Annotated in this window: 15 protein-coding genes; 3 read left to right on the forward strand and 12 right to left on the reverse strand. The window is 51.5% G+C overall.

Annotated elements, in window-relative coordinates:
• Window positions 1–2: 2 nt before the first annotated feature.
• From D9A02_RS16100 to D9A02_RS16120, 5 genes are read right to left on the reverse strand one after another with little or no spacing between them, the layout of a single operon-like run.
• Window positions 3–563, reverse strand: a complete 561-nt coding sequence (locus D9A02_RS16100) for a DUF3833 domain-containing protein (protein WP_120501911.1) — start codon at window positions 561–563, stop codon at window positions 3–5.
• Window positions 560–1,786, reverse strand: a complete 1,227-nt coding sequence (locus tag D9A02_RS16105; RefSeq protein ID WP_120501912.1) for an MFS transporter — start codon at window positions 1,784–1,786, stop codon at window positions 560–562. Before D9A02_RS16105 ends, D9A02_RS16100 begins: the two co-directional genes overlap by 4 nt.
• On the reverse strand, window positions 1,786–2,280 hold the full coding sequence (locus D9A02_RS16110) for a hypothetical protein (protein ID WP_120501913.1): 495 nt from the start codon (window positions 2,278–2,280) through the stop codon (window positions 1,786–1,788). Before D9A02_RS16110 ends, D9A02_RS16105 begins: the two co-directional genes overlap by 1 nt.
• Entirely contained in the window at window positions 2,273–3,430 is a 1,158-nt protein-coding gene (locus D9A02_RS16115; protein WP_120501914.1) for a cyclopropane-fatty-acyl-phospholipid synthase family protein, read from the reverse strand. Before D9A02_RS16115 ends, D9A02_RS16110 begins: the two co-directional genes overlap by 8 nt.
• Window positions 3,369–4,712: an NAD(P)/FAD-dependent oxidoreductase gene (locus D9A02_RS16120; protein WP_120501915.1), complete on the reverse strand. Its 1,344-nt coding sequence runs from the start codon at window positions 4,710–4,712 to the stop codon at window positions 3,369–3,371. Before D9A02_RS16120 ends, D9A02_RS16115 begins: the two co-directional genes overlap by 62 nt.
• A 126-nt stretch (window positions 4,713–4,838) precedes the next feature.
• Between D9A02_RS16120 and D9A02_RS16125 the strand changes: the two genes are divergently transcribed.
• Entirely contained in the window at window positions 4,839–5,612 is a 774-nt protein-coding gene (locus tag D9A02_RS16125) for a DUF1365 domain-containing protein (protein ID WP_120501916.1), read from the forward strand.
• Window positions 5,609–6,334, forward strand: coding sequence for an SDR family oxidoreductase (locus D9A02_RS16130; protein WP_120501917.1), 726 nt, complete (start codon window positions 5,609–5,611; stop codon window positions 6,332–6,334). The genes D9A02_RS16125 and D9A02_RS16130 overlap by 4 nt, the downstream gene beginning before the upstream one ends.
• Window positions 6,335–6,353: 19 nt before the next feature.
• Here the strand turns inward: D9A02_RS16130 and D9A02_RS16135 are convergent, their stop codons facing one another.
• From D9A02_RS16135 to D9A02_RS16165, 7 genes are all read right to left on the reverse strand, one after another.
• Entirely contained in the window at window positions 6,354–6,989 is a 636-nt protein-coding gene (locus tag D9A02_RS16135; protein WP_120501918.1) for a ChrR family anti-sigma-E factor, read from the reverse strand.
• Window positions 6,990–7,622 (reverse strand): sigma-70 family RNA polymerase sigma factor, encoded by a 633-nt coding sequence (locus D9A02_RS16140; RefSeq protein WP_120501919.1) that lies wholly within the window; start codon window positions 7,620–7,622, stop codon window positions 6,990–6,992.
• A gap of 586 nt (window positions 7,623–8,208) precedes the next feature.
• Window positions 8,209–8,367, reverse strand: a complete 159-nt coding sequence (gene ccoS / locus D9A02_RS16145; protein ID WP_120501920.1) for a cbb3-type cytochrome oxidase assembly protein CcoS — start codon at window positions 8,365–8,367, stop codon at window positions 8,209–8,211.
• 4 nt (window positions 8,368–8,371) lie between these two features.
• Complete coding sequence (locus D9A02_RS16150) at window positions 8,372–10,561, reverse strand: heavy metal translocating P-type ATPase (RefSeq protein ID WP_120501921.1); 2,190 nt, start codon at window positions 10,559–10,561, stop codon at window positions 8,372–8,374.
• Window positions 10,562–10,566: 5 nt separating this feature from the next.
• The gene (locus D9A02_RS16155; RefSeq protein ID WP_174232040.1) at window positions 10,567–11,022 is read right to left on the reverse strand and encodes a FixH family protein; all 456 of its coding nucleotides are present in this window, start codon (window positions 11,020–11,022) and stop codon (window positions 10,567–10,569) included.
• Window positions 11,022–12,458, reverse strand: a complete 1,437-nt coding sequence (gene ccoG, locus D9A02_RS16160; RefSeq protein ID WP_120501923.1) for a cytochrome c oxidase accessory protein CcoG — start codon at window positions 12,456–12,458, stop codon at window positions 11,022–11,024. Before ccoG ends, D9A02_RS16155 begins: the two co-directional genes overlap by 1 nt.
• A 98-nt stretch (window positions 12,459–12,556) precedes the next feature.
• Window positions 12,557–13,444: a LysR family transcriptional regulator gene (locus D9A02_RS16165; RefSeq protein ID WP_120501924.1), complete on the reverse strand. Its 888-nt coding sequence runs from the start codon at window positions 13,442–13,444 to the stop codon at window positions 12,557–12,559.
• Between the two features lie 100 nt (window positions 13,445–13,544).
• Between D9A02_RS16165 and D9A02_RS19270 the strand changes: the two genes are divergently transcribed.
• On the forward strand, window positions 13,545–13,682 hold the full coding sequence (locus tag D9A02_RS19270) for a hypothetical protein (RefSeq protein ID WP_162933107.1): 138 nt from the start codon (window positions 13,545–13,547) through the stop codon (window positions 13,680–13,682).
• The last annotated feature ends 14 nt before the right edge of the window (window positions 13,683–13,696 follow it).

A 13,696-nucleotide genomic window follows, 5' to 3' on the forward strand; every position in this document is an offset into this window, starting at 1 on the left:
GATCAGCGAGATTGAAAAACATCTGGGCGCATCGTTGCGACGAGTTCAGCAACTTTAACTCCGTACTTACGCAATTCTGATTTGTTTATGATTGTGCCGTTTTCAGTAAGATACATCCAGTCTTTGACATTCAGAATGTAACCTCCTGCGTCTTTCGGTAAAACGATTTTATAACTCAGCTGAATAGTAGAACCCGATACCATTCCCTTAGCTTCACCTATGATGTCGTCTGCAGTTGCGGTGAATGTGTTTTCGGGTCCAATTGTTAGGTACCATTTGCGTTGTTGGGTTTTACCATTTGAATATGTAAAGTTTTCAGTCAATGTGCCGCTATCGCCGTCCCATTTACCTTCCATCTTGGCGACGAAACTGTTCGTCACGCGACCATTTGGCCCGTAGACGATGCCTTCCGACAGGATCGGGCCCGAGAGGTGATCTTTGAGCGAGAAAACAGGTCCGGTTCCCGCGTAATCTTCAGGGCTTTGCGCGCGAAAGCTGAACAACAGGCTTTTGGCGATAAAGCCGAGAATGATCAGCAGCAGAACGGCAGAAAGAATTTTCATAGGGGTTGCTCCGATTTGGGCAGGGCTAAAACCATGCTGAAAGCGCACAGCTTTAGCAGGCAGGGAAGGATGGCATAGGCGAAATTCAAAGAGGATAGCGCGCTTGCGCTATTGATTTGGCCTGGGGTGTAACCATTGCGTTCAAGATAAGGCAGAACTGTAAAGGCCGCGAGGGCGAGGCTCAATTTGCCGGCAAACGACCAGATGCCAAAGGCGGATGAGGCATTGAGACCAGCGCGTGTCAAAGCCACCGAAAACATTGCAGGCAAAACAACCATATCCGCGCCCAAGGCTGCACCAGAGGCAATACATATCAGTGCAAATCCGATCAGATCACCGGCAGCCATAAAGGCCGCACCAATAAAACCGATAATTGACAATGGCATCGATATTAACAGAGTAGATCGAGCCCCGATACTGCGACTGATCTTGGCCCACAGCGGAACACTGAGGCCTGCACAGAAAAAGAACAGGATCAGCAAAACTCCTGCCTTTCCAGGTAGCTGCAAACGGTCATCCACGAAAAACAAAAATAGGGTAGAGGTGATGGCCACGGGTAGGCTGTTGACCAATGCGAGAATTAAAAGGCGCATAGCCCCGGCACTTGTAAAGTTCGATAGCGAAAGCTTTTCGCCGGTAATGGGCGGGCGGCGCCAGATCGGTATGGTGACGATCAACGTAGCGAGGGCAATACCACCCAGAAACAGCCCCAAGGCTGGATAACCCTGAGCCGAAGCCCCCATGGCGATAAAAAGCGTGGGCGCCAGGGCGGCCAGAATGACGCCAGCAAGCATACCGACTTCGCGATAGGCGGCTACAGCCATCAGAGCTTGGGCGTCAGGGGTTTTGGCCAATGTTGCACTACGCCCGTACAGGAGGATCATGCCAAGGCTGTAGGCGGAAAACAAAAGCACAAGAATCGAGATCAATTTTGGAACCACATCGACCTCAGCACTGAGTGAAAACAGTAAAGGAAAGCCAACCGCCAACCCAAGCGCAGCAAGGGTCGCGAACATCAGCTGCGCTTGGGGCCAGCGGTCAATTGCCCAACCCAACAGGGGGTCCTGCACCAGATCAACTACACGGATGGCGAGAAGAATCGTTCCCAATACTCCGAGACTGATGCCTAGTTCTGTCGTCGCAAACCGCGGCAGATGGATATAGAGCGGAATACCCGCGGCAGCGAGCATCAGCGCGTAGAGGCTGATCCGAGGATATAGCATTATTGCCCCACTAACTGACGCGTAAACGATTGCGAGCGGGTATTGTCACCGACAAAAATCGACATAAAACGGTTTTTGATATCAGGATAGGCAAGGGTACAAGTGCGTCGGCCATTCCGCCAGAATCTGATGCGATCTGGCCCATCGGATACGGCCAGATATCGATCACCTTTATTCACATCGTAAAAACAGCGCATTAGACCATCACGAAGTGGTAGAGGGCTCCCCAGTCGATCAAATTCCCGCAATGTCGACCCGACAAGTTCTTTTTGTTTGATGTTGCGTTTATAGGTTAACTCAATCGCGAAATCACTTTGCCAACTTAGTGGCGCTCCGTTAGCGGTGAACAGTCTTGCGTGGTAGATGGGTAGCCCAATATAGCGAAAGGTCGCCTGACCACGCTGTTCGGCATCAGGCAATATATCGTCCACCGGAGTGGCCGAGACCAACCCGGCAGCCAAAATAATTCCCAATGCCAGAATTCCTCTAAGCATGTTCCAGCTCGACCTGAACAACGTTGGTGTGATTGATGGCAAAGGCGGCAGTACAGCTTTCCAGATAATACACCCAATTGCGAAAGAACGTATCGCTGTAACCCATTTCAGTTATACGGCCTTTTTGCGATTTCAGGGTATCAGCCCATGTTCTACAAGTCTTGGCGTAATCCTGACCAAAGGCGAATGAGTCGGTTACTTTCAATCCAGCCATCTGGGCTTGATCGGCTATTACGCTATCAGACAGCAGCATGCCCCCCGGAAACACATATTGGCGAATAAAATCAGAAGTTGTTCGATACGTTTCAAAGAAACTGTCCGGAACAGTGATGACCTGAAGAACCACACGACCGCCTTCTGCTAGGTTACGTTTGAGGGCGGCGAAATAACTGGGCCAGTAACGTTCCCCGACGGCTTCGATCATTTCGATTGAAACGATGTTGTCGTAACGGCCTTCGACATCCCGGTAATCTTGGCGCACGATATTTGCACGTCCATCGAGGCGGCATTCTGCATAGCTGTGCTGATTATGCGATATAGTGATACCGGTTACATTGCGGCCCTGATCAGCGGCGCGTTCTGCAAAACCACCCCAACCGCAGCCAATCTCAAGCAGATCTTGTCCATCCGTCAAACGTGAAAGCACGCGGTCATTTTTTCGCTTTTGAGCACGGTAAAGATCGTTATCACCTTCCACGTACAGTCCCGAAGAATAGGTCATGCCTTCATCCAACCAGAGTTGATAAAATTCATTTCCAACGTCGTAATGAGAGCGGATGTTCTTGCCCGCACCCTTGCGGGAATTGGCACGCAATACGGTGTCTATCAGTCTGAACTTGGCCAAATTGAATGCGCTGGCCTTGTCGTAATTAGTAAGGTGATGGCGGTTTTTCATCGCCATGGACACGAAACCTTCCACCGAAGGTGTGTCCCATAGATCTTGAACGTAGGCCTCGCCAAGCCCAACTTGCCCATGCGCCGCCAAAGCGGATACCGCCGACCAATCTTTGATGGTCAGTTCCTGTTCTTCTCCGGCAGTCCCAAATTTATAACGCTCTCCTTCAGGGGTTCGGACAGTCAATTGCCCGTCACGCAGGTGCTCGCAAGTTGACAGGAATTTCGTTTTCAGGGCTTTGTCTGTGAGTAGCAATTTCGAGGCCTTTCGCTTGTTTCTTGTCATTGAGCAGTCGAACAATACGCATCGCGCTTGCGATTCCGTCTTCGTGGAAACCATGCCGGTTCCATGCACCGGCAAACCAAGTATTGTTCTCGCCTTGCATGTTTTGAATCTGTTTTTGTGCTTGCAAAGCGGCCTGATCAAATACCGGATGCGCATAATCAACTTGATCGTATATCTTGTCTGCCGGGATTTCCGTTGAGGGATTCAGCGTTACAAACAAGGGATCATTCATCGGAATGTTTTGTAATTTGTTCATCCAATAGGTGACGCCAATCGCTCCCTCTTGCGATCGATAGCTCCAACTTGACCAACAATCGCGCCGTTTTGGCATCTGGGTATCATCACAGTGCAAAACAGCCTTGTTCATCTGATACCGGATGCTGCTCAATGCTGTGACTTCTGCTGGCGTAGCGCCAGCCCCCAGAATCGAAAGCACTTGGTCCGAATGGCAGGCAAAAATTACGTCATCAAATTTCTGAACTTCATTCTGACCCGCCCAAACAGACACGCCATCCTTACCTCGGTGGACCTTACCAACAGAAATGCCTGTTTTGATGTCGCAGCCTCTTGAAAGCAGTGCGGTCTCTAGTCGGCGCACGTATTCAACACTGCCGCCTTTGACTGTCCACCACTGATGCTGATTGCTGCCGGCAAGCAATGCGTGATTTCGGAAAAATCTGACCAAAGAGCGGGCTGGAAATTGATCAATTTCAGATGTTGGCGTGGACCAGATCGCACCACACATTGGCATCAGATAGTATTCTGTGAACCATTTACTTAATTTGAGCTCTTCGACCAGTTCACCAATCGATTTACTGTCATCTTTGGCCGCGCCCTCAGCATGGCGACCAAATCGAATGATGTCCAAGATCATGCGATAATACTTTGGCCTCAGAAAATTTCGGCGCTGCGCGATGATGGCGCGCAAGCTATTGAGACCATACTCTAAACGCCCATTGTCAATGCTCGCGCCGAAACTCATTTCACTTTTGATCACAGGCACTTCAAGCTTACGAAATAGCCGGGTCAAATAGGGATACGTCACATAGTTGAACACTATGAACCCCGTATCGACAGGTTGATCCCCATGTTTTCCAGCCATAACCGTCCGCGCGTGCCCACCCAATCGGGCAGCAGATTCATAAATCGTAATATCGTGATGCGGGGCCAGATAATAAGCAGCAGACAAGCCTGAAATTCCACCACCAACAATCGCGATTTTCTTTCGGGGCAGCGGCGATTGATCGAACATATAAACCTCGTTTGGTAACTCTTTGTTGTAAATTACGGCTCTCTAAGAGATTTGGATCATAAAAAGTTTAGAATTTTTAATGAGATGAGTGATCCGAAAGTTACTTTCTAACGTATTGTACTCACTATGATTGATCATATTCAGGGCCAAACTTATCATGCGCGTCGCGGATCGTTGAAAAACGCGTTCCGCTATGGCGTGGATTTTGTGATTTGTGATTTAGAGAACTCGACATCACCCGGGCTATTTTCGCGTAACAAATTCAACTTATGGTCGCTGTGGGATCACAAGCACGGCGGGCCACGCGGCAAAGGTACAGGTGTGGAGTGGTTCAAAGGCGTGTTGAGAGAACACGACTTCCCTGTTGAAGGGGCCACGCTCATTTTGCTGACACAGCCCAGTTTCTTATGGTTCCACTTTAACCCGGTCAGTTTCTGGATCGCCCTACGCGGCAGTCAGCCATGTGCGATTGTGGCTGAAGTCAATAACACGTTTGGGCATCGGCATTGCTACTTTTGTTCGCATGATGATTTCAGCCCAATACTGAAAAACCATACTTTGAGTGCCTCAAAACTGATGCATGTTTCGCCATTTCAAAAGGTATCGGGACAATATTCCTTTAATTTTGACATCACAGACACCGCTATCGACATTCGAATCTTGTTTGAAGATGAGGCTCAGGGCGTGCTTGCCACTCTCAGTGGGTTAAGACGGCCTGCAACCAATGCAACACTGCTTTGGTCGGCACTGCGCCGCCCATTCGGCGCAGCACGGGTTGTGGCGCTGATCTACTGGCAGGCCTTAATACTTTGGCTTAAGCGTGCGCCCTTCACTCCAAAACCAGCACCACCAGAGCCATTGCTATCGGACAGCGACGATTTCAAAGGGACCAAGGCGTGAGCAAGTTCGCAGGAAAAACCTATTGGCTTGTGGGTGCAAGCGAAGGACTGGGGCGCGCGTTGGCAAAAGAGCTGAGCGATGCTGGCGCATATTTGGTTTTATCAGCGCGGAATGCAGAACGATTGGACGAGCTGTCATCAGCGTTACAAAACACACGCGCTTTACCCCTGGATGTCACTGACCACGAAGCCGTGCGCGCAGCAGCAGGCACAGTAGGCGAAATTGACGGCGTGATATATAATGCTGGTGCCTATGAGCCAATGTCGACAGCACACTGGGACACGCAGGCAGCCATAAAAATGTGCAGCGTCAATTATACCGGGGCGTTGCACGTTCTTGGTGAATGTTTACCGCGTTTCTTGGCACGTGGCAAAGGCGATATCACTTTGATCGGTTCGCTTGCTGGCTATCGCGGCTTGCCAGCTGCAATTGGATACGGCCCTTCAAAGGCAGCACTGATCAGCTTGGCCGAAACTATGCGCCATGATCTCAAAGGGACAGGTATTATCGTAAGGATTGTTAATCCGGGCTTCATCAAAACGCGTTTAACGAACAAAAATGGCTTTCATATGCCAATGCTCATGACACCGGAACGAGCCGCACGACATGTGCTGCGTACTATGAAGTTAAGAAGATTTCGCACTGATTTTCCGGCGCCATTTTCATGGTTCATACGGCTGCTGAACTACTTGCCCGATTACATCATTTATCGTGGTAAGTGAGTAGACCCTATTAGGGTACTCATATCCGGAATATAGGTTGCAATAATCTTGGTACCCACGCATTGAATCGTAGAGGGGCATCTGTTGCCGCGAGACAAATACATGGTGCGCCTTCATTCGCTATTGGAGTGTGATCAAGATCTTCAGTGGCCACTTCAACATCACCCGTGCCGAACCGTCCCGTCTGATCGCTAAAGCTTCCTTGTAAAACCAAAGTCAGCTCCAGGCCATTATGGCCATGATCTGGGACAGCTTGCCCCGGTGGAATGTACAAAAGCCGCACGGAGCCCTGATCATTCGCTGCCAGAATATCCTGACGCACGCCCATGCCCAGCTTTTTCCAGCGAGGTTCCTTTCCCTTCATGGCCTCCACGACAGGGCCAGGGTAAACACCTTTGCGCTCAAAAACCGGTTTCGGCGTAAAAGGCGCATCAAGCTGCGCAAACAGGCTATCTTTCAGTGTGCTAGATACGGCAACGCTGCCGGCACCTTCCATTATGGCACCGCCCACAACCTGATGCGCCTCCAATGCTACCCGGCATTCATCACAAAGTGACACATGGCTGGCGACAACGATTGCGAACGCATGTGGAAGGTTGCCCGCCGCATAAGCGGCCAATATATGGTCGGGGATATGATGGGTAATGTTGGTCATTTACCGAAGCCCCTTTAATTCATGTCTCAAGCGTTCCAGACCCAGCCGGATGCGCGATTTTACTGTCCCCATTGGCAACCCAGTTTGGGCGCTGATTTCTTGATGTGTCAGCTCTCCAAGATAGGCTTTTTCAATCATAAGTTTTTGCTCTTCGTTCAAGTGCTCAAGTGCCTGCTTGAGTTTTCCTGTTTCCTGTTCCAAAGCAACGACCTGACCAACATCTGGTTCATCGTTGTATTCAACTGATAATTCTTCAGGAACGGGCCTGTTTTCCTTGCGCATCATATCAATCTGACGATTGCGAGCGATCTGATAGATCCATGCAGATACCTGGGCGCGATGAGGATCAAACATGTAAGCTTTCCGCCAGATGGTGAGCATCACTTCTTGCACGACTTCCTCGGCTTGTTGCGAAGACACGCCAGAACGGTTTACAAACGCCTTGAGCCGGGGAGCGTAAAAATCAAATAGCTCTGAAAACGCCTGCTTATCTCGGCGATCCCGAACCGCCAGCATCCATCGTGTCTGCTGAGAAATTTCTGTTTTATGTTCAGACACGCGTTTTTGCTTTCGCTTGAGCGCTACAGGCAATGCCTGTTTGGTTGAGGAAATATCTAGTTCGAGTGTAAACATATCAAGAATACGATGTGACTCAAAACATGGATCACTATTGTAAATTTTTTACCTAAAGTTCTTTCTTGCGCTCATTGGTGAGCAAAAGCAGCATGAGGCGCCAACGTACATTTGTTGTTATGATAAGACTTGCGCTTGTATGTTCGTATATTTTGGTTTGAATGAATTGTGGTGGCGTAACGGTAATATTCTGCCTTGGTAATCGCAGAATCGTTCACCGTGAAGGTCTGCTATTCCCCGACATGTCAGAACAGCTCTCAGTTGCAGCGAACGTCCGGTTTCCCCAGAGGTGTAAATTGACTATGTCTGCTTTGGGCTGGAAGCAGTCCTTTGTTCGAATAAGGCAAACGGCAGTTTGTCCGTAGAACCGGCCTTCTGCTCCACTCCAGCCTGACAATTGCAAGACGTTGGGCATCGTAAACATTGATTGTAAATCTCTGGAATAAAAACCCCACGCATTCGGCATACCACTGTTATGGTTATTTCGGGATCCACGGAGCATGTCGCGCAAGCTCCTCAGCGGAGGCTGCCATTAAATTTACGTACATAACCCGCGTACAACATGTACAGGCTGTACCAAATTTCCTTATGGTTTCGGCTGATCATCCCAATCGTCATTCAAGATACGATTGGCGTTACCTTTGGGGTCATCATATTGATCTGAGCGCACGGTGTAGACAAACGCCAGCAGGCCTACCCCGCCTAGAACCAGTGAAATCGGAATGAGATACACAAGGATATTCATAGACTTACCTTAATCTCAGGGCATTCAGGGACACGGTGATCGAACTGGTCGACATCGCCAACGCGGCTATCAACGGCGTTGCCAGACCAGCCACCGCCAGCGGGACGGCAATGACGTTATACAACGTCGCGATCCGAAAATTTTCCCTGATCCGTTTGGTGGCAGACTTAGCCGTTTCGCAAGCGCCCGAGATTGGGGCTAAGTCATTGCCCAACAGCACAATATCTGACGCCACGCGCGCTGCATCCAGCGCCGAAGCTGGTGAAATCGACACATGTGCAGCTGCCAGCGCGGCAGTGTCATTCAAGCCATCGCCAACCATAAGGACATGCGCGCCATTGCCTGATAGATCGTTGATATAGCTCACCTTTTCAGCAGGCAAAACACCGGCTTCGAATTGCTCAATCCCCAAACGTTGGGCCAACTCCGAAACTGGCCCGGCACTATCTCCCGACAGCAAATGAACCTCTTTCCCCGAAGCCTTCAACGCCTCAACAGCCTCCACAGCGCCCTCTCTCAATCGGTCACTAAACGTAAATGCCACCGGCTTAGCATCCCCGACCTTCAAGAACGTAGCGGTCCTTTCGCAGTCATGCGCCCCGACCCATGTTGCACGCCCAAGCATGACCTGCTTGCCGTTCCATTGCCCCGTTGTGCCGTAACCGGGCGTTTCGATCATATTCGTCAGCGTCGCGGCCTCGACACCCAGAACTTCTCCAGCGCGCGCAATAGCTTGAGCTAGAGGATGAGATGATCCTTGCGCCAACCCCATAGCTAACGTCATGCTTTTATGTGGTATTTCAGAGGCATTTATCACCTCCGGCACCCCCGCCGTCAACGTCCCAGTCTTGTCAAAGACAACCGTGTCCACAGCCGCCAACCGCTCCAATGCGGTTTCATGTTTGATCAACAACCCTTTGCGAAACAGTCGGCCCGAGGCCGCGGTTGTCACGGCAGGCACCGCCAGTCCCAAGGCACAGGGACAAGTGATGATCAGCACAGCAGCAGCGATGTTGAGCGCTGTACGCAAGTCCCACGTAAACATATACCACCCCAGAAAGGTCAGCGCCGACAGGATATGCACACCGGGCGCATAAAGCTTGGCCGCCTTATCCGCCAACGATGTATAACGCGAGCGCCCAGATTCCGCGATGGCCACCAAGTCTGCCATCTGGTGCAATGAAGTGTCCTGTCCGATGGCCAGCGCCTTGATAGTCAATGGCCCTGTCAGGTTCATCTCTCCGGTCGATACAGCCTGCCCTTCATTTGCAAAAACCGGCAGTGTTTCTCCAGTCAACAAAGAGCGGTCAATCTCAGATACGCCAGCAACAATCACTCCATCGACAGGCATACGTCCGCCCGGGCGCACGCGGATCAAATCGCCAACAGTAAGGTCCACGACAGCAACCTCCTGCTCTTTTCCGTCAATCAGCTTAAGCGCACGCGGCACTTCAAGCGCAGTCAACTCTTCTGCTGCGGATCGAGCCACGGCACGTGTGCGATGATCCAAGTACCGTCCCGCCAGCAGGAAAAACGTGAGCGTCAGTGCCGCATCAAAATAGGCGTGCTCGCCCGAGAGCGCGGTCTCCCACAGTGATGTTGCGATCGCCAGTAAGATCGCCAATGAAATCGGCACGTCCATATTCAGACTACGCTTTGATAGCGCGGCCCAGGCATTGCGAAAAAACGGCTGACCGGAAAAAGCGATCGCAGGCAAGGCAATTCCGGCCGAAATCCAGTGGAACAGGTCACGGGTCGCATCAGTCGCGCCCGACCATACCGCGACGGACAACAACATCACATTCATCGAGGCGAAGCCAGCCACCGCCAGCCGCATCAATAAATCACGCCCCGCTTTGTCGGCCTCGGTAGCGCTCAGAACAGCCAAATCAAGCTCGTGCGCCTCATAGCCTAGCCCCTGTACCAGCGTAACCATGTCATCCGTTTCGGCGGCAGTATCTGCAACGATATGGGCGCGCTTTAGCGTCAGGTTAACCCGAGCTGATTGCACCAAAGGATGTGCGTTCAAGCCTCGTTCGATCTTGGCAATGCAGGCAGAACAATGAATTGTTGGCAACGACAAGGCAATCTGTGCATCCATCGGCACGTTTCCGTCCTGCATTACCTGTTCTCCCGTAGGAGCGGCCACACAGGCTGGGCAGACCGCAAGGTTAGGACGTGCTGTTGTAGTCATGCCCGCTATTCCTTGTGCATCACAACGCGCTGACGAAATACTGTACCATCCTGTGCGGTTGCCTCCATCCGGATATTCCAATTGCCATCGCCCAGCTGCATCGGTGCGATGTAAACTCCATTTGCAAATTGAAATTCGGGTGTCGCGTCTTCCGCGACATGGGTGGCACGACCTACCGTGGCTTGCAATGCTTGTACCTTGACCGGTTGGCCCTGCGCATCAGTGATAGCCAACGTCAACACCCCAGGGGTATAATCGGCCATGACATCCCAGCCCAGTGCTTGCTGTGCTGCGCGGTTTTCGTCAAAGCTCTGGCTGGCAACATAAGAATTCTTAACTTCCAGCCCCGGGAAAGTTTTCACCGCGGACCAAGCTAGATACAGGTTAACTCCGATGATTACCCCAAAGGCCGCAGCAAAGCCGAAAAAGACCTGTCGTCCGGTTATTTGCCGTTCTGTCATCAATTCGCCTTTCCGTTAAAGACAGTGTTTTTGTTTGCTCGCTCGCCGCTTTGGATATCCTCAACCCAGAACCGGACCTCGGTTCGCTCAGCTAAAGCGGCATCAGAGCCAGCTGGGGCCACAAGATATACACGCTGAAGCTTCAGTGAATCCGCTGGTACCTCAACCGTATTGTCAGATAAGCCTTCAAGCTGGACCTGGACCGCTTCATTTCCTGTAACCGAAAGATTGAACGCGCGGCTTTCGCCGTGCTTGTTGCGCAATCGTATTTCATAGGTGTTGCGAATGGCCCCATCAGACAAGACCACAAATGTAGGATTGCGCACCGGGGCCACGGTCATATTGATGTCAGCCCTGATAAACAGAGCAAAGACCAGCGCCAAACCAACCAGCGACCACAGGCTGGTGTATAGAATTGTGCGCGGACGCAAGACGTGTTTCCAGACCGGCTTGACCGGCTCTCCCTTGCGCTCGCTCACCTCGTCGGTCAGCGCCATATAATCGATCAGGCCGCGCGGCTTGCCAACCTTTGCCATGATATCATCACAAGCATCGATGCAGAGCGCACAGGTAATACATTCCATTTGCTGGCCATCACGAATATCGATCCCAACCGGGCAAACATTAACACAGGCCATGCAATCGATGCAGTCGCCTTGCGGGGTTTTATCGGTAATCTCTTCAGAGTGTTTGCGTGGCTCACCACGCCAATCGCGATATCCGACGACGAGCGTATCTTCGTCCATCATCGCCGCCTGAATTCGCGGCCACGGGCAGGCGTAAATGCAGATCTGTTCGCGTGCAAAACCACCGAAGACAAAGGTTGTAGCTGTCAATATTGCGACAGTGGTATAGGCAACCGGATGCGCATTTAAGGTAAATAGATCCACCAGAAGCGTCGGCGCATCGGTGAAATAAAACACCCACGCCCCCCCGGTTGCAAGCGCAATCAAAAGCCAGCTAATCCATTTGGTCACACGCAATCTGGCCTTGCGAAAATCCCACTTCTTTTGCCGATGCAAGCGCAACCGGGCATTTCTATCGCCTTCGATCCAGCGTTCTACAAGAATAAACAGATCCGTCCAAACGGTTTGTGGACATGCATATCCACACCACACTCGTCCCAGTGCTGAGGTGAACAAAAACAACCCCAAACCTGCCATGACCAGCAACCCGGCTACAAAATAAAACTCATAGGGCCAGATCTCGACCCAGAAAAAGAAGAACCTTCGGCTGGCCATATCAACCAGTACCGCCTGATCGGGCAGTTCGGGGCCGCGGTCCCATCTGATCCACGGAGTGACATAGTAAATTCCAAGCGTGACCAACATGATGATCCACTTCAGATTCCGAAACTTGCCCGAAACACGTTTTGGAAAAATCGGTTCTCTAGCGGCGTAGAGGCTTGGCGGACTCTCTGGCTGGCTTTGTGACACTGGCGGACCCTCAGTCTTGCAAATTGCTAGTGGCGTTGTTTCACCGTGCGATGACTATAGCATTGACCTGCATCAATTGCTGACACCTGAAATATATTTCATCTGACAGGCTGCGCCAACGCGGCCTGCCGCCGCAACCACATCACGAATGTTTTCACGGCTGGCCTGTGCGCCTCGCGCCCAGTCACGATATGATACCCGGTGTCGCCTTCGTCCTGAAACAATACCTGCACCTGGCCACTATCGACATAGTTCCGAACTAAAGACAGCGCCGTAATAGTCACCCCCTGCCCGCTCAATACGCCGTCGAGGATCAGGTTTCCCGGCATCTGGCTGATCCGTTCCGCTCGACCATCCAAAACGCCATGCGACTGCAACCAGTCATGTGCTTCGTCGGTTCCCAGCTCCTGCAACCAGCGAAACCGCAACAGGTCAGACGCATCTTTGATTTTGCAATCTTTAACCAGCGAGGCCGCTGCGATGACGGCCATGCTCGTGGGGACCAACATCTCGACATCAAAGCCCGGCCAATTCCCCGCACCAAATCGCAAAGCGACATCGATCCCCCCCGGAGAGGGGTCAGTCAGCTGGGGTGCCGGGTTGATCATCAGATTGATTTCGGGGTAGCGGGTCTGAAAATCGCTCAAACGTGGCATAAGCCAACTTGCCGCAAAACGCGGCGTGGTGGTGATCTGCACTGCGCGATCTGCATCAGTTTGCATCAACTCTTGCACACATAGTGAAATATCCTGAAACCCTGATCGCAGGGCTTTCGCCAAACGCTCACCCTCGGGGGTCAACACCATTTGGCGGGCCGAGCGATCAACCAGAGACACTCCCATAAAGCTTTCCAATGCACGTATTTGCTGGCTAACCGCCGCGTGGCTGACATTCAGCTGCGCCCCTGCAGCGACAACAGTGCCCGCCTCAGCAAACGCTGCAAAGGCACGTAATGCCGTCAGAGGGGGAAGAGATCGCCAATCCATAATGTAATTAAACCTTACATATCTACATTTTTCATGATTGGCATAATTCGCGATAAAAATCCATATTCAAAGCATGTTAAAAAACCTTAAGGAGGTTACCATGCTTGGAATATTTGCAAAAACTTTCATGACCGCCAGCCGGGCCGAAGGACTGAACCTGCCTGATGGACCAAAGACACTCAACGAACACAGGTTTTTCGTTCGGGCGAACACAGGTCGGTCACATCATCGCTCGTGATATTGAAGATCGCG

The organism is Roseovarius sp. EL26 (assembly GCF_900327775.1).
In the GTDB taxonomy this organism is placed as follows: Bacteria; Pseudomonadota; Alphaproteobacteria; order Rhodobacterales; family Rhodobacteraceae; genus Roseovarius.

Excerpts from the sequence above, each read along its gene's own strand:
- D9A02_RS19270 (WP_162933107.1), top strand. The coding sequence starts at position 13,545 with ATGCTTGGAATATTTGCAAAAACTTTCATGACCGCCAGCCGGGCCGAA.
- ccoS (WP_120501920.1), bottom strand. The coding sequence starts at position 8,367 with ATGAATATCCTTGTGTATCTCATTCCGATTTCACTGGTTCTAGGCGGG.
- D9A02_RS16150 (WP_120501921.1), bottom strand. The coding sequence starts at position 10,561 with ATGACTACAACAGCACGTCCTAACCTTGCGGTCTGCCCAGCCTGTGTG.
- D9A02_RS16135 (WP_120501918.1), bottom strand. The coding sequence starts at position 6,989 with ATGACCAACATTACCCATCATATCCCCGACCATATATTGGCCGCTTAT.
- D9A02_RS16155 (WP_174232040.1), bottom strand. The coding sequence starts at position 11,022 with ATGACAGAACGGCAAATAACCGGACGACAGGTCTTTTTCGGCTTTGCT.
- D9A02_RS16105 (WP_120501912.1), bottom strand. The coding sequence starts at position 1,786 with ATGCTATATCCTCGGATCAGCCTCTACGCGCTGATGCTCGCTGCCGCG.
- D9A02_RS16125 (WP_120501916.1), top strand. The coding sequence starts at position 4,839 with ATGATTGATCATATTCAGGGCCAAACTTATCATGCGCGTCGCGGATCG.
- D9A02_RS16100 (WP_120501911.1), bottom strand. The coding sequence starts at position 563 with ATGAAAATTCTTTCTGCCGTTCTGCTGCTGATCATTCTCGGCTTTATC.
- D9A02_RS16120 (WP_120501915.1), bottom strand. The coding sequence starts at position 4,712 with ATGTTCGATCAATCGCCGCTGCCCCGAAAGAAAATCGCGATTGTTGGT.
- D9A02_RS16110 (WP_120501913.1), bottom strand. The coding sequence starts at position 2,280 with ATGCTTAGAGGAATTCTGGCATTGGGAATTATTTTGGCTGCCGGGTTG.
- D9A02_RS16165 (WP_120501924.1), bottom strand. The coding sequence starts at position 13,444 with ATGGATTGGCGATCTCTTCCCCCTCTGACGGCATTACGTGCCTTTGCA.
- D9A02_RS16140 (WP_120501919.1), bottom strand. The coding sequence starts at position 7,622 with ATGTTTACACTCGAACTAGATATTTCCTCAACCAAACAGGCATTGCCT.